This is a genomic window from Citrobacter sp. GW821-FHT07H02, assembly GCF_059418505.1.
Genome location: NZ_JBWKPZ010000014.1, coordinates 102,666 through 118,216 on the forward strand (window position 1 = coordinate 102,666; position 15,551 = coordinate 118,216).

Sequence of the window (15,551 nt, forward strand, 5' to 3'; positions counted from 1 at the left end):
TATAGGCCCGATAAGCGTAGCGCCACCGGGCAATAGGTTAAATTTCCAGCGCTAGCTTTGTGCCCTGCGCAATGGCTCGCCGGGCATCCAGCTCCATTGCCACATCGCATCCACCAATCAAATGCACCACTTTACCTGCTGCGTGCAACGGATCGGCCAGTTCGCGTCTTGGATCCTGCCCGGCGCAAATCACCACGTTGTCGACGGCCAGAAGTTGCGGCTCGCCGTTGATCAATACGTGTAACCCTTCATCATCGATCTTCTGATAACTGACCGCCGGGATCATTTTTACCCCGCGAGAGAGCAGGGTCGTGCGGTGGATCCACCCCGTTGTTTTCCCCAACCCCTGACCGGGTTTGCTGGCCTTACGTTGCAGCATCACGATTTGTCGCGGACTGCGTGATAAATGCGGGCCTTCCGGGCGCAGGCCGCCCGCCTGTTGCAGGCTGGTGTCGATACCCCACTCCACGCAAAACTCGGCAATGCTCTGACTGGTGGGATCGCCTGGCTGACTCAGGTACATGGCGGTATCAAAACCGATCCCGCCGCAACCAACAATGGCCACGCGCTTCCCGACCGGGGCTTTGTCGCGCAAGACGTCAAGATAGGTCAGTACTTTCGGATGATCGATACCGGCGATCGGCGGTTTACGCGGTTCGATCCCACTGGCGAGGATCACTTCATCAAAGGACTGAAGGGCGTCGGCGCTCACGAACTGATTCAGTTTCAGCGTGACGCCAGTGACGTCGATCATTCGGCGGTAATAGCGCAGCGTTTCATAAAATTCTTCTTTGCCGGGGATCTGTTTGGCAATGTTAAATTGCCCGCCGATCTCGGCGTTGGCATCAAACAGGGTGACAGCATGACCACGCGCGGCGGCGTTGATCGCAAAAGCAAGACCTGCTGGCCCGGCCCCTACCACCGCCAGTTGTTTCTTCACCACCGCCGGCAAGACAGGCATTTTTGTTTCGTGGCAGGCGCGTGGGTTTACCAGGCATGAAGTGACTTTGCCAACGAAGATCTGATCCAGGCACGCCTGGTTACAACCGATGCAGGTGTTGATCTCATCGGCACGCCCGGACTCCGCCTTTGAAAGCAGTTCGGCGTCGGCGAGGAACGGACGCGCCATCGACACCATATCGGCATCGCCACGGGCCAGAATATCGTCGGCCACCTGCGGATCGTTGATGCGGTTGGTGGTGACCAGCGGGATTGTCACGAGACCTTTCAGCTTGCGGGTTACCCAGCTAAATGCACCGCGCGGGACCGGCGTGGCGATGGTAGGAATGCGGGCTTCATGCCAGCCGATGCCCGTGTTAATGATCGTTGCGCCTGCGGCTTCAATGGCCTGCGCCAGCTGTACGGTTTCCTCAAAGGTGCCGCCGTTTTCCACCAAATCCAGCATCGACAGGCGATAGATAATGATGAAATCGTTGCCGACGCGCTGGCGTACTGCCCGCACGACTTCTACAGCAAAACGCATACGGTTGACATAGTCGCCGCCCCATTGGTCCTGGCGTTGGTTGGTGCGTACGGTGAGAAACTCGTTAATCAGATACCCTTCAGAGCCCATCACCTCCACGCCGTCGTATCCTGCTTCGCGCGCCAGTTGTGCGCAGCGCGCGAAGTCGTCAATCAGTTGCAGGATCTCGTCATGGGTCAGCTCATGAGGCGTAAAGCGGTTTATCGGCGCCTGTAGCGCGGAGGGCGCCACCAGGTGCGGTTGGTAGCTGTAACGCCCGGTATGCAGGATCTGAAGGGCGATTTTACCGCCTTCATCATGAACCGCATCGGTGATGGTGCGATGGAATGGTAATTGCCTGGCGTCATTCAGCGTTGCGCCGCCTTCCATTCCCACGCCGGAGAGCGCAGGGGCGATACCGCCGCTGACAATCAGCGCGACGCCATGCTTCGCGCGCTCGGCGTAGAAGGCCGCCAGACGTTGTGCGCCGTCGGGATACTCCTCAAGGCCGGTATGCATTGAACCCATTAGCACGCGGTTTTTAAGCTGGGTAAAGCCCAGGTCGAGTGGGGCGAACAGCGACGGATAGCTCATAAGGGTGTCCATTATGTAAAATTATTGTTATGTGGTCGGATGAGTTCTAATTTAGCTGTCGGCGCGCAAAAGGGAAAAGAGGAATGTAATGATTGTGATGGGATTCAAAAAAGATGCTCCCCCCGAAGGGAGAGCGAACCGGAGATGGTGCTTTTTTTAGTGTGCTGGTCGTTACTGAATGTTTGAAGCGGGGGCGGCTTCGATTGCTTGCTCTTCTTTGGTTAACCCTTTTATGTACCTGCTGTATTTCCACCAGGCAAAACCGAGGAAGATAACAATGCCACCCACGTTATAAAAAATAATGGTCATGATGTTCCCGCCGGTAGGGAACGTAGAGGCGATAAATCCGACGGTAAAAAGCGCAATCAGCATGGAAACCACAATAATGCCGGTGCGTTGTGATCCCATGCGGAAGTCGCGCGGTAAATGATCCAGTTTTACCCGCAGATTCAGATAAGCCAGCATAATAAACAGCGGCGGCAGCATGGAGGCAGCGGCAGTCATATTAATGATGGTGTTCATAAGATCCTGCACGGTATTGGAGCCGAGCATTGGGATGATCATCAGCGGAATAACAATCAGATACTGGATCCAGGCGGCTCGAGCCGGTACGCCGTTTTCATTCAGCGAGACGGTTTTCTTGCCGAAAATACCTTCCGGGATCTCAGAGAAGAAAATTTTCACCGGCGTTGCGGTCCACATCAGCAAGGAGCCGAACATGGCGGTAAAGGAGACCAGACCAACAAAACGATTGACGATAAGTTCCGGCAGACCGAAATACGCGGCCAGGCCGTGGAATACCTGCACAGAGCCGCCGGTAAACTTCAGCTCTTTGCTGCTGACAAAGACGTTGATCAGCACCGATGAAATGGAATACAGCACGCCGATAAAGATCCCGGCAATAATGATCACTTTTACGAACGATTTCGAACCGCCTTTGACGTCGTTAACGTAAACGGCGACGGATTCTGCACCGCCTGCGGCCATGAAAATCCAGGTGGTAATGCCGAGGAATGCCCAGTTGAAATTCGGGATCATCGCATCAACGGTAATCGGATCGGCAGGCTGGACGCCACCAACCAGCGCGGTGCCTGCCAGTAAAATATAGGACAAGGTGAGCAACAGCATCAGCGTGGACGTGACTGAAGTGATGGGACCCAGCATTTTCGCCCCGTTAGTGGAGACCCAGGTCGAGAAGGCGAACAGCACCATACTCAGGACGGTGGTCGCGATCGGCGTCAGAATATATTCGTAGCCGAGAAACGCGTAAGAGGCGTAGGCAATAACGCGCGGCAGCAGCGAAGTGAAAAAGAACAGATTGACGAACCAGTAGGTGTAGGCGGTAATAAACGCCCAGCGACCGCCCAACGAACTTTTTACCCACGCATAAACCCCGGCCTCTGAGTTCTTATTCAGCGAGACAAATTCCGCGATGATTAAGCAGAAGGGAATAAAATAAAAAATCGTGGCCAGGAAAAACATCGGTGCGGATGCCAGCCCAAGCTCAATATTATTATTGATGACGTTATTGAAACTATAAACGGCGGCAAACGTGAGTGACAGTAAACCGAATTTACCGATTGTATTACGTTTGGTATCAGACATAACACATCTCCGAACATTTGTAGGGTAGGCGATGCCATTCTGACATCGCCCGTTTTTTTTATTTGTTATGGAAGTAACCGTCTTCGATGGTTACTCTGAGGACAACTTTCTTGACTGCGTTATTGCAAATAAAGCGGTAAGCCTCATGGTTTTCACAAATAACCATCTGGCCTTCATGCACTTCAACGGTTTGTCCACACCCTTTCAGGTATTCGCGATCGGTTTCATCACGGTAATATTCAACAATTTGCAATTCATCCTTGGGCGCAAATTCAATTTTTTGCTGTCCCTGTAAGTAATAATGCACGTCAAAATAACGACGATGCCCGGTAAATAGCGCATCGGTGGCTGAATCGGTTTCCACGCGATAACTGAGCGAATCGCCGATGGAATGGGCGACACCGGGTCGAATGTTATCAATATTTTCGATCGCTTCGACGCAGCGCTGCCATTTCCGACCGGAGGCGTAGAGTTGTCGGAACTGTTCTAAGTTATCGAGGATTCTCATTTTTCATTCTCGCTGTGCAAATTCGTGGAAAAGAAACCCGCGCCAAAGGCGTGACAAGCGTAGGTCTGAGCGGTGGTTTCTCCGCCAGAAACCGGCAGCAATGTAAAGCCGTAGTGGAAAGGTCTGAACCAGACCCGCCAGCTATCAAGCACTTCGCTTCCCCAGGAGTTGGAGCCAAGCCCGAGCAGCTGGTGGTCCAGATTCAGCGTGATGTCATCGCGACGCTGCAACTCATTACAATGCTGTGCGGAATGAATATCCTCTGGCGTGTAGTGCCAGGCGCTAAAGTTGATCGGCTGTTGCGGCACAACCAGCAGGCCATTGCCGTGACGATTGGTCAGCGCAGCCCAGCGCACATGCTGGCGGTTGCCGTTGTTTTGCGGGAAGGGATAGTTCTCGAACATCTCATCCACGGTGGCACGCCAGATGTCGATGATATTGGCCTGCTGACTGTCGGCGTAGTTTTCACCCGGCCCACGGCCATACCAGGCGACCTGATCGAGCGCGCCGTTGATGCCCAACGTGAAACCGATGCACGGAATAATGTGCGGGTACTCGCCGTAACGCTCGCCCGAAAGCTCGACATTCACCTGGCCGTCTGCCGCAATGCGCCAGCGATAGGTGCAGCGCATCCCGAAATCAAACACCGGCGGCGCGATGATGGTGCGACTGGTGATAAGAATTGCGTCGTCAGCCTGTTCAATGGCGAAATCGCGCAGATGCTCCTGCATGATCTGCAGATGGTTCGGTTGCCAGAGACCCTCAAACTCCTGTTTGTGGTTATCAATCATCGGTTTGAAGAAGTTAATCTTCGGCTCGCGGGTGATCAGCTCCTCACCGTTAACCTGCCAGGAGGTGGGTTTTCCATTCAGCTTTGAGAAGGTCAGCGCGAAGTTAAAACCACCAACGGTACAGTGCTGTCGATCTTCCTCCAGAGTCAGAGGACGCGCATTTTTCTGGCTGAACGGCACCGGTGCGGTGGTGCGGGCCTTCAGCGGGAACTGGTAAGTGGCGATGTGATGTCCGGCGTCGCTGTAGAGCGTGCGGGAATCTTTCGTCACGGTGATATTGAGGAACGCTTCGCAGGCGTCCAGCGTCGGCAGCGCGCATGTCACGAGCGCGTCACTGTCTGGCGCGACACCGTGCAGTTTGATGCTCTGTGTGGAGAGCGTTTCGCCTTCTGCGCGAACATCAATGTGCAGGGTGTAATCGTCGAGGGGGGTAAACCACAGCTTATTTTCCACCCGCAGTTCGCCGCGCGCCAGATCCACCGCGTGAATTTTCACCGGCGCGATGACCTGTTTGTACTCTTTCAAACCCGGCCCCGGTGTTTGATCGGAATAAATCAGACCGTCGAGACAGAAGTTGTAGTTGTTCGGGTAATCACCGTAATCACCGCCGAATTTGTACCAGACGTTACCGTCGTCATCTTTTGCCTGAATGCCGTGATCGCACCATTCCCAGACATAGTGGCCCTGGATGCAGTCATGCTGGTAAAAAACGTTTTGATACTCCGTCAGTCCGCCAGGGCCGTTGCCCATTGCGTGGGCGTATTCGCAGATAATGCGCGGCTTGGGATGAGGATACTCACCAAATTCGTTCATCAGCGGTACACGGGTGTACATGGTGGAGATGATATCCACGATTTCCGCGTCGCGATCTTCTTCGTAATGAATCAGTCGTGTGTCGTCCAGCGCTTTGGCGGCGTGGTACATGGCGCGGATATTACAGCCGTATCCGGACTCGTTACCGAGTGACCAGATGATGATCGAAGGGTGGTTTTTCTGCGCGTGGACGTGGCGCACAATGCGCTCGACATACACGTGCTCCCAGGCCGGATCGTCGGTGATCTGGCTGATATTGCCGACGTTGGCAAATCCATGCGATTCGACATCGGTTTCCGCCATCACAAACAGGCCATAGATATCGCACAGTTCGTAAAAACGGGGATCGTTAGGATAATGTGCGGTACGGACCGAGTTGATGTTGTGCTGCTTCATCAGCAGCAGATCTTTTTCGACGCGATCCATCCCGACCGCGCGGCCTTTGAGATGATCATTATCGTGACGGTTGACGCCGTGCAGCATCACATAGCGGTTGTTTATGTAAAACAGCCCGTCGCGGACTTTAATGTCGCGGAACCCGACGCGCTGTGGCACCACTTCCAGGATATTACCGTTGGCGTCTTTCAGCACCATCACCAGATGGTAGAGATACGGCGACTCTGCGGACCACTGTTGTGGCGCGTTCACTTCAATCGCAAAATCAGCGTGGGTGAGCTCGTCTACGTTTAGCGTTTCGATAACGCCAGTGTGAACGACGCTCTCGCCGTCAAACAGCGTATATTCCAGCGAGGTGAGCGCAGGGACGGAAGCCAGGTTTTCCAGCGTCATCTGACAGCTCAGCTTGGCGTCGCGGTAGTTGTCGTGAAAATCGGTACGGACGGTAAAATCCTGAATGTGGGTTGCATGCTTACCGACCAGATAAACGTCGCGGAAGATCCCCGCAGACCACCACATATCCTGATCTTCAATATAGGTGGAGTCCGCCCACTGCATGACCCGCACGCACAGCAGGTTGTCGCCTGTTGTGGCGACTGCGCTAATATCGAACTCTGCTGTCAGACGACTGCCTTTGCTGAACCCAACATAATGGCCGTTAACGTAGACTTCGAAATAGGTTTCGACACCGTCAAACTTGATAATCGTCTGCTTGTCTTTCCAGTCTTCGCTAAGGGTAAAAATACGCTGGTATGCGCCAGTGGGGTTATCGCTGGGAACATAAGGCACATCGATCGGGAACGGGAACCCTTCGTCGGTGTACTGGAGCTTTCCGTGGCCTTCCATCTGCCACATGCCGGGAACCGTAATAGACCCCCAGTCATTCATATACTCAGTGGTAAACGCGTCCGGTACCTGCAGCGGATGGTCAAAGAACTGGAAGTTCCACTGACCGCTCAACGGCAAAAAGTAGCTGCTGGTTTCGCGAACAAATGAGCGAGCCTGGGCAACCGAATCATAAGAAAAAAAGTACGCACGTGGCGCCAGTCGATTTTCGTGGGTGAGCTGAATGTTTTCCCAGCGATTCATAGGGCCTCCCGGTGGAGAGAAATCGGAACCATTCATGTAGATGGTGAGTAAGTGTTATTGGAGGTGATTTTAGTAAAAGTTTTACTAAAATATAGTAATAAAAATGATTAACTTTAACTTGATCACAAAACCAGCGTGTAAGCCGACTGCGGATGAATGAAAATGCGCGCCCGGCGTGCTGAGTCGCCAGGCGGGAGAAAAGGGGGATTAGCGGGTGGTGCCGCGCAGCTTTAACTTGCTGGGAACGAAGACTAAAAGCGGGAGTGCGCGCCCGTCGCGGGCTTTTTCATACAACAGGTTGACGCCCTGGCTGCCCATCATTTCGGAATGAATACGTACGGTGGAAAGCGGAGGAAAGGTAAACCGCGCGGTTGGGATGTCGTTTACGCTGATCAGTGAAATGTCGCGGGGAATCTCCAGTCCGCGTTCATGGATGGCACGCAGCACGCCAATGGCGATAGAGTCGGAGGCGACAAACAGCGCGCTGGGGAAATCGTCTTTGGCCAGCATCTGTTTTGCCAACTTATATCCCGATGAGCTGGAGAAGCCGCCGCGCCAGATATCCTCTTCACGGACAACCTTCTTCAGGCGGCCATATTCCACAAATGCCGCTTCGCGGATATCCGCTTTGCCGGGTTCATCTTCTCCGCCAATAAAGCCGATACGGTTCATGCCCTGCGCGATGAAAAAGTCGATAATTTCTTTGCTTATCCGCGCCAGGTCGATATCAATGGCGTCATATTCGCTGCTGGATTCATGAAAGTCGATAAAGCAGATATTGTCAGTTAACGCCGTTGCCGCGTCACGCAGTTCGGTAGAGGGTTTACCGACGATCAAAATGCCCGTGATGTTCCTGATTTCCGGCAGTCCGCTGTGCTCATAGCAGTTGGTCAGCTCGATCCCGAGTTTTTCGCATTGCGTTTCAATCCCGTGACGGATCGCGAGATAGTAAGGATCGTTAATCTCCAGCTCCTGCTGGTAGCTGTAGATCGCCAGAATATGTTGCAGACTCACCGTGGCAGACTGGCTCTTACGGGCGCTGCTGGTTTTGTACTCCAGCTTCTCCGCAATCTCCAGAATGCGATGTTTGGTCTCTTCTTTGACATTCAGCGTGGGGTCATCGTTTAAAACCCGCGACACGGTCGCCAGGGATACGCCAGCTTCGAGTGCAATATCTTTAAGTGTTGCCATAATTACCTTTTTCGACTTTTCCCTGAGTAGCGTTTTCATTGTAAAGGAAGTGCTTATCTATTCATCTGTTTTCAGTAAATAAAGCGTGTTTATTTGACTCGCACGGGGTAAATCCTTGCCTGAAGAGTGTGATCAGCGCGTCATTTTCCCTTATTTCAGCGAAGTGAAAGGAAAACATTTTGCTATGATTTAGTAAATTTTTACTAACGGAGGAAAAATGGATACTGTCGCATTTGAGGAGTTCGCCCGACTGGAAATACGGGTTGGAAAAATTGTCCAGGTTAAGCGCCATGAAAACGCCGATAAGCTTTATATCGTTCAGGTCGATGTTGGCGAGCGGACGTTGCAAACCGTCACCAGCCTGGTGCCTTACTACAGTGAGGAGGAACTGACAGGGAAAACGGTGGTGGTGCTGTGTAATCTCGCCAAAGCCAAAATGCGCGGCGAAACCTCGGAGTGCATGTTGCTTTGCGCCGAAACCGACGATGGTAGCGAAAGCGTCCTGTTGACGCCGGAACGTGTGATGCCCGCCGGTGTGCGGATTGTGTGAGTGCTGTGAACAGGCCGGATGGCGATGCTAACGCATCTTATCCGGCCTACGGTGCGGTGCCTGCGTAGGCCGGTTAAGAACGTCGCTGCCATCCGGCATCTGTCACACTTGCTCCACGCTGACGCGCATGGCCGCCAACGCTTTGCGAGTCGCTTTGAGTACCAGTTCACACTGCTCAATAGTCAGCGTGAGCGGCGGTTCGATACGAATCGTTTTCGCGTTGTTGAGCGTTCCGGCAACCAGTACGCGCTGGCGGAACATCTCGCTGGCAAAGTTGTAGCCGATCTCGTTATCGACAAACTCAATCGCCATCAGCATCCCTTTCCCACGCGCTTCCTGGATCAGATCCGGATATTCCCGACCCAACTGGCGGAAACCGTCCAGCAGAATGTCGCCTTTCTGTTCCGCCTGAGCCGGTAAGTTCTGCTCCAGCAGCACGTTAATGGTGGCCAACGCCGCCGCACAGGCCAGCGGGTTACCGCCAAACGTCGTGGTATGCAGGAAGGGGTTGTCGAATAACACCGAAAACACTTCTTCGGTTGCGATAGTGGCGCCAATCGGCATCACACCGCCCCCCAGCGCTTTTGCCAGGCACAGAATGTCGGGTTGCACATTCTCATGCTCACAGGCGAACATTTTGCCGGTGCGTCCCATCCCGGTCTGCACTTCATCCAGAATCATCAACGCGCCGAACTCATCGCAGAGTTTACGTACGGCGGTCAGATAACCTGGCGGCGGCAGGATCACCCCGCCTTCGCCCTGGATCGGTTCCAGAATGACGGCGGCCACATCATCACCGGTTTTTTTACACTCGCTAAGCGCGGTACGCATGGCCTCAACGTTACCAAAAGGCACATGACGGAACCCCGGCAGCAGCGGCATAAACGGTTTACGGAAGGTGGATTTTGCCGTAGCGGATAGTGCGCCCAGCGATTTTCCGTGGAACGCGCCGCTGGTGGCGATGAAGGTATATTTGCCACGCGGTGACTGATACGCCTTCGCCAGTTTCAGCGCGGCCTCCACAGACTCTGTTCCACTGTTACAGAAGAAGCTGTATTTCAGTTTACCGGGCGCCAGTGCGGCGAGTGTTTTCGCCAGCATGGCACGAAGCGGGTCAAGTAATTCCTGACTATGCAATGGTTGTTTCGCGAGTTGATTCTGTACGGCGGAAACCACAACTGGATTACGGTGCCCCACGTTGAAAATTCCAAAACCACCCAGGCAATCAACAAACTCCTGTCCCTGAGTGTCGACAAGCGTATTCAGACCTCCTGCTTGCCACTCTACGGCTCCGTAATCCCCGCCTGCAGTCACAGATTTTCGGTACTCTAAAAACCCCGGATTGACGTGCTCTTTGAAATACTCAATCACCTCTCGGTTCAGTGCTTTCATCTCCTCATGATCAAGCGTTCGCTTCTCAATGAGATTCAGTGCGTGCGCGCTGCAGGCTAAGGCTGAGGCGCTGGAAGGTAACCTGTTCAAAATGTGCTCCCGGGGATCGCGTATCACATGATACCGATTTAAGTATTGCAGGGATTGCGCCATCCCGAAGGCGTTCATGAAAATCGGGATAAACACCAGGAATAATCGCATTTACGCAACATTTAATCTTATTTGTTAACAATCGAGACGGCATAACCGACTTTACGTACGCAGATGCGCCCATTTTTACCCGCAAAACGCCCCGAAAAAGTGCAAAAAACGCCCAAAAATAGGGCGGAGGATTCAGCACGGCTTGATAGTTACGCAATGAAAGTAATTTAAATCAATGGATTAGATTGCGTACAAATATTGAGGTTTAATCGCAAATTGCGATCTAAATCAATTTTAACAACTAAAGATAAATCGATTAGCGCCGAAATAACATCTGACAGAAAAGTTAACATCAAAATAACCTGCATAGGACGCGATCATGTCTTCTCATCTCTACGTCAGCCAGAAAAGCATTCCACTGGACGACGATACGACCCTCATGTCCACGACTGACTTACACAGCTATATCACGCATGCGAATGACACCTTCGTGCAGGTGAGCGGCTATTCGTTGAGCGAACTCCAGGCGCAGCCACATAACCTTGTGCGTCATCCAGATATGCCGAAAGCGGCATTTGCGGATATGTGGTACACCCTGCAACAAGGGGAACCGTGGAGCGGCATCGTTAAAAATCGCTGCAAGAATGGCGATCACTACTGGATCCGCGCCAATGCGGTGCCGATGGTTCGCGAGGGAAAAGTGACCGGGTATATGTCCATTCGTATCCGCGCGACGGAAGATGAAATTGCGGCGGTTGAGCCGTTGTATCACGCTCTGAAGGAAGGGCGCTGCCGTAAACGCCTCCACAAGGGGCTGGTGGTGCGTAAGGGCTGGTTAGGCAAACTTCCGGCGCTCCCCATCCGCTGGCGGGTACGTTGTGTGATGGCGTTTATCTTCGCGGTACTGGCGGCGAGCCTGATGCAGCAAAATGCGCCTGTGGCGTCACTCGTGATCGGCGCGCTGGTCATGCTGCTGGGGACGGCGATGTTTGAGTGGCAAATTGTGCGTCCGATTGAAAATGTGGCCCGGCAGGCGTTGAAGGTGGCGACAGGGGATCGTAACAGTGTGACGCATCTGAATCGTAGCGACGAGTTGGGTTTGACGCTGCGGGCTGTGGGTCAGCTCGGGTTGATGTGTCGCTGGCTCATTAATGATGTCTCAAGTCAGGTGTCCAGCGTCAGAAATGGCAGTGAAACTCTGGCGAAAGGGAATGACGATCTGAACAAACACACCCGCCAGACGGTGGAAAATGTGCAGCAAACGGTAACGACCATGAACCAGATGGCGGAATCGGTGAAGAAAAATACCGCCACCGCATCGGCTGCCGACAAACTTTCTATCGCGGCCAGCGGTGCGGCAACTCAGGGTGGGGAAGCGATGGAGACCGTCATCAAAACGATGGATGACATTGCCGACAGTACACAACGGATCGGCACGATCACTGCACTCATTAACGATATCGCGTTTCAGACCAATATTCTGGCGCTGAATGCCGCAGTTGAAGCCGCACGAGCAGGTGAACAGGGCAAAGGGTTTGCTGTGGTCGCCGGAGAGGTTCGCCACCTTGCCAGCCGAAGCGCCAGCGCGGCGAACGATATTCGTAAGCTAATTGATGCCAGTGCTTCCCGGGTACAGTCCGGCTCAGAACAGGTTCATGCGGCAGGAAGGACGATGGATGACATTGTGGCGCAGGTGCAAAATGTGACCCAGCTCATCGCCCAAATCAGTCATTCGACACTGGAGCAGTCGGACGGGCTTTCCAGCCTGACGCTGGCGGTGGATGAGTTAAATAACATCACGCATAAGAATGCCGAACTGGTGGAAGAGAGCGCCAGAGTTTCAGCAATGGTGAGACACCGCGCCAGCCGTCTGGAAGATGCCGTCACGGTTCTGCATTGAGTCCGCGTCCCTGACGCGGTTTCTCTCGCCTCCAGAGGGAGGCGAGGGCAGGGACGCGAATACACAGCCCGTTTAATCGAGTTGGGTGATGTCCAGCGCTGCACGGTCAATCACACCGATGATTTTTTTGATCTGTGCTTCACTGATATCAGCCTGATTCACCCGCAGATCCAGCACGGCTTTGAAGTTATCCAGCGCCCGCTTCATCTGCGGGTTTTTACGTAATTCGAAACCCACGCAGCGTGCTTTTACGCGCTCCTGAATACGTTCGAGCTGTTCATTATTTTCATCCAGCCACTGCTGTCCGGCCTGAGTGATGGCTATCTTCTTCCGACCGCCTTCTTCTTCGCTGATACTGATAAATTCCTGATCTTGCAGAAAATCCAGCGTCGGATAAATCACGCCGGGGCTTGGGGTGTAGTTACCCTGCGTCAGTGTTTCAATGGCTTTGATAAGCTCATAGCCGTGGCTTGCATCGCGGGTCAAGATATCCAGAATCACCAGACGTAACTCGCCGTGGCCGAAAAATCGCTGGCGGCGTCCGCCTCGACCGTGGCGATGCTCGCAGCCATGTTCATGGCCGTGATGGCGTTCCCTGCCGCAACCTTCTTGATGATGTTCGTGATGGCAGCCTTCGTGCTGATGTCCTTCGCCTTTACAGCAGCCCTCTTGATGATGCTCTTGATGGCCGCCATCGTGCTGATGCCCTTCACCTTTACAGCAGCCCTCTTGATGATGCTCGTGATGGCAGCCTTCGTGCTGATGTCCTTTGCCTTTACAGCAACCCTCATGTGGATGTTGCATGATCATCTCCTGATGTTATTTCGATATATCTAATTTATATCTAAATGTTTTTGTTATGCAAGTTTTAAGTGGGTTTTGTTTTTAATTTTATGATTTTATTGGTATTTATTTTGTTTGTGGTTACAGGCTGAAGAACATGGCATATATCATAAAAATCTTGCAATATTTTCAATTAACAATCATTATCATTTGCGATAAACAATTTAGATATATCGTAATACAATCACGAAGGCGAAAAGAATGACCAAAAAAACCTCACGCTATCCACAGCGCGTTCGTAATGAACTGCGCTTTCGCGAACTGACCGTCCTGCGTGTTGAACGTATCAGCGCGGGTTTTCAGCGTATTGTGCTGGGAGGAAATGCTCTGGAAGGCTTTCGCTCTCTGGGATTTGACGATCACACCAAGGTCTTTTTCCCGGAGCCGGACAGTCGCTTTGTACCGCCGACGGTGACTGACGAAGGTATCGTCTGGGCGGATGGTATTCGCCCAACAACACGTGATTACACACCGTTATACGATGAGGAGCGCCATGAACTGGCGCTGGATTTTTATCTCCATGATGGCGGGGTGGCGAGCACCTGGGCGAAGCATGCCCGCGAGGGGGACACGCTCACGATTGGCGGACCGCGCGGTTCGCTGGTGGTGCCAGACGATTACGCATACCAGGTTTATGTTTGTGATGAATCGGGAATGCCGGCATTGCGCCGCCGCCTGGAGGCGATCAGCCGACTGACTGTGCGCCCGAATGTCACGGCGCTGGTCAGTGTGCAAAACGCGGCGTATCAGGATTACCTCGCCCATCTTGATGGATTTGCGATTGAGTGGTTCGTCGGGCAGGACGAGCAGGCGGTGGATGTGCGCTTGTCACAGCTTTCGATTCCTGCAGAAGATTATTTCATCTGGATCACCGGTGAAGGGAAGGTTGTCAAAAAACTCAGTCAACGGTTCGATACTGAGGCTTTTGATCCTCATTTAGTGCGGGCAGCGGCCTACTGGCACAACAAGCCATCGCTCGATTAATTCATCAGCAATCTCCCTAACAATGCAATTAGGGGAGCCAACGATGAGGCTTGCCCGACGACCACGAACCGTGTTGCGTCGGTGCTGTCAGCATAGATATGGCATCGCCAGAACCCTCGCGCCGTTACGTACCAATGAATCAGAAACGAAGGAATGAACCGCGTAAACCGACATAAATTTAATGATTTCTTTGATATTAAGATCGGTTTAAGGTCATAGTGTAGATGTGATGTTTACGTGGTTAATTTTAAGGATAAGAGCATGCCAACAGCAATTGAGAAAGCACTGGATTTCATTAACGGTATGAATACATCCGTCGCCCCCCCAGACTCAATGGATGAAAGTACCACAAAGGGAATTTTGAAATATTTGAATGAGTTAGGTGTGCCAGCCAGCGCAGCCGAGATTACTGCACGAGGCGAGCAGGAGGGGTGGAACCCCGAATTCACCAAAAAAGTGGCCGGATGGGCTGAAAAAATTGCGTCAGGGGAGCGTGTACTGATCAAAAACCCTGAATTTTTTACTTCCTATATGCGTGAGCAACTTCAGGCTCTGGTATAGGCTGAACACGCTTTAAAAGATCACCTTTTCCCCGATGCTCTCACCTCCGATGTGGGAGCATCCATTTCTGTCATAAAGGATAGGCAGAACAGTCCGCCTTGTTTTGATCTCTTTTCCGATTTAGCACTGCACTGATTTTGGGCAAGGGTCAACAAGTCTTGTTAATAGTGGGACACTTCATGTAGTTGGTGATTCAATGTGACGTGGTGAGGGTTTTTAGTATGAAAATACAGAAAGATGACTTGGTGAAATGGGAAGTAGATGAGCCAGATTTAATCGCTGACCCACTCTTTATAAGAAAAGGAATTACTGATGTCGAAAAATCGTTGTTGATTAGCTTGCCAAATGAATATAAGGATTATATTCATTTGGTAGCTGATCAAGCATGTACTCCATTATCTAATTTAGATAACTTTATAGCGAGGTACAACGAAAAAAACAGGATAATAGTAATGGCTACATTATCTTCTACAAATAGAGTTGTGACTTCAACAAAATTGTTACAAGAATCAATATATGATCATAGATCATTACTACCTGATGGCTTGATTGCCATTGGTTCAGATTATGATGATGACGGTGATGCGTATATTATTTATGATGTGAGAGCTGATTCTCCTACCTATAGAAATGTATTTCATTGGCGATATTATGTTGAAGTGGTCAACAAAAACTGGCCACCACTTTAGAGTTTTTCCAGTATCGATTTTCCGATTCGTTGGGTGGTAACC

12 protein-coding genes are annotated in these 15,551 nt (G+C 52.1%); 5 read left to right on the top strand and 7 right to left on the bottom strand.

The window, feature by feature from the left end:
* Positions 1-37 precede the first annotated feature (37 nt).
* The 5 genes from AC07NP_RS14930 to ebgR form a co-directional block, all read right to left on the bottom strand.
* A complete protein-coding gene (locus tag AC07NP_RS14930) occupies positions 38-2,056 on the bottom strand; it encodes an oxidoreductase (RefSeq protein WP_494660928.1) in 2,019 nt (672 codons plus the stop codon).
* Positions 2,057-2,227: 171 nt separating this feature from the next.
* Positions 2,228-3,661, bottom strand: coding sequence for an amino acid permease (locus AC07NP_RS14935; protein WP_203359911.1), 1,434 nt, complete (start codon positions 3,659-3,661; stop codon positions 2,228-2,230).
* Positions 3,662-3,719: 58 nt separating this feature from the next.
* Entirely contained in the window at positions 3,720-4,169 is a 450-nt protein-coding gene (locus AC07NP_RS14940) for a beta-galactosidase subunit beta (protein WP_276293820.1), read from the bottom strand.
* On the bottom strand, positions 4,166-7,258 hold the full coding sequence (gene ebgA, locus AC07NP_RS14945; protein ID WP_494660929.1) for a beta-galactosidase subunit alpha: 3,093 nt from the start codon (positions 7,256-7,258) through the stop codon (positions 4,166-4,168). The genes AC07NP_RS14940 and ebgA overlap by 4 nt, the downstream gene beginning before the upstream one ends.
* A gap of 207 nt (positions 7,259-7,465) precedes the next feature.
* Positions 7,466-8,449, bottom strand: coding sequence for a transcriptional regulator EbgR (ebgR, locus tag AC07NP_RS14950; RefSeq protein WP_276293822.1), 984 nt, complete (start codon positions 8,447-8,449; stop codon positions 7,466-7,468).
* Between the two features lie 217 nt (positions 8,450-8,666).
* Between ebgR and AC07NP_RS14955 the strand changes: the two genes are divergently transcribed.
* On the top strand, positions 8,667-8,999 hold the full coding sequence (locus AC07NP_RS14955) for a tRNA-binding protein (protein WP_301702343.1): 333 nt from the start codon (positions 8,667-8,669) through the stop codon (positions 8,997-8,999).
* Positions 9,000-9,101: 102 nt separating this feature from the next.
* Here the strand turns inward: AC07NP_RS14955 and ygjG are convergent, their stop codons facing one another.
* A complete protein-coding gene (gene ygjG, locus AC07NP_RS14960; RefSeq protein ID WP_192613541.1) occupies positions 9,102-10,481 on the bottom strand; it encodes a putrescine aminotransferase in 1,380 nt (459 codons plus the stop codon).
* A gap of 430 nt (positions 10,482-10,911) precedes the next feature.
* On the opposite strand from ygjG, the gene AC07NP_RS14965 reads away from it, so the two are divergent.
* Positions 10,912-12,432: a methyl-accepting chemotaxis protein gene (locus AC07NP_RS14965; protein ID WP_494660930.1), complete on the top strand. Its 1,521-nt coding sequence runs from the start codon at positions 10,912-10,914 to the stop codon at positions 12,430-12,432.
* Positions 12,433-12,504: 72 nt separating this feature from the next.
* Here AC07NP_RS14965 and AC07NP_RS14970 read toward each other — a convergent pair whose 3' ends face one another.
* Positions 12,505-13,236 carry a PadR family transcriptional regulator gene (locus tag AC07NP_RS14970; RefSeq protein WP_494660931.1) on the bottom strand — a complete coding sequence of 244 codons (732 nt, stop codon included), beginning with the start codon at positions 13,234-13,236 and terminating at the stop codon, positions 12,505-12,507.
* A 240-nt stretch (positions 13,237-13,476) separates the two neighbouring features.
* Between AC07NP_RS14970 and AC07NP_RS14975 the strand changes: the two genes are divergently transcribed.
* From AC07NP_RS14975 to AC07NP_RS14985, 3 genes are all read left to right on the top strand, one after another.
* Positions 13,477-14,259: a siderophore-interacting protein gene (locus AC07NP_RS14975; RefSeq protein WP_494660932.1), complete on the top strand. Its 783-nt coding sequence runs from the start codon at positions 13,477-13,479 to the stop codon at positions 14,257-14,259.
* 237 nt (positions 14,260-14,496) lie between these two features.
* A complete protein-coding gene (locus AC07NP_RS14980; protein WP_192613537.1) occupies positions 14,497-14,820 on the top strand; it encodes a DUF1889 family protein in 324 nt (107 codons plus the stop codon).
* A gap of 221 nt (positions 14,821-15,041) precedes the next feature.
* Positions 15,042-15,509, top strand: coding sequence for an SMI1/KNR4 family protein (locus tag AC07NP_RS14985; RefSeq protein ID WP_494660933.1), 468 nt, complete (start codon positions 15,042-15,044; stop codon positions 15,507-15,509).
* Positions 15,510-15,551 lie beyond the last annotated feature (42 nt).

Bases quoted from the DNA above. Each gene is read 5' to 3' on its own strand.
- AC07NP_RS14930 (WP_494660928.1), bottom strand. From the start codon at position 2,056: ATGAGCTATCCGTCGCTGTTCGCCCCACTCGACCTGGGCTTTACCCAG.
- AC07NP_RS14935 (WP_203359911.1), bottom strand. From the start codon at position 3,661: ATGTCTGATACCAAACGTAATACAATCGGTAAATTCGGTTTACTGTCA.
- AC07NP_RS14940 (WP_276293820.1), bottom strand. From the start codon at position 4,169: ATGAGAATCCTCGATAACTTAGAACAGTTCCGACAACTCTACGCCTCC.
- ebgA (WP_494660929.1), bottom strand. From the start codon at position 7,258: ATGAATCGCTGGGAAAACATTCAGCTCACCCACGAAAATCGACTGGCG.
- ebgR (WP_276293822.1), bottom strand. From the start codon at position 8,449: ATGGCAACACTTAAAGATATTGCACTCGAAGCTGGCGTATCCCTGGCG.
- AC07NP_RS14955 (WP_301702343.1), top strand. From the start codon at position 8,667: ATGGATACTGTCGCATTTGAGGAGTTCGCCCGACTGGAAATACGGGTT.
- AC07NP_RS14965 (WP_494660930.1), top strand. From the start codon at position 10,912: ATGTCTTCTCATCTCTACGTCAGCCAGAAAAGCATTCCACTGGACGAC.
- AC07NP_RS14970 (WP_494660931.1), bottom strand. From the start codon at position 13,236: ATGCAACATCCACATGAGGGTTGCTGTAAAGGCAAAGGACATCAGCAC.
- AC07NP_RS14975 (WP_494660932.1), top strand. From the start codon at position 13,477: ATGACCAAAAAAACCTCACGCTATCCACAGCGCGTTCGTAATGAACTG.
- AC07NP_RS14985 (WP_494660933.1), top strand. From the start codon at position 15,042: ATGAAAATACAGAAAGATGACTTGGTGAAATGGGAAGTAGATGAGCCA.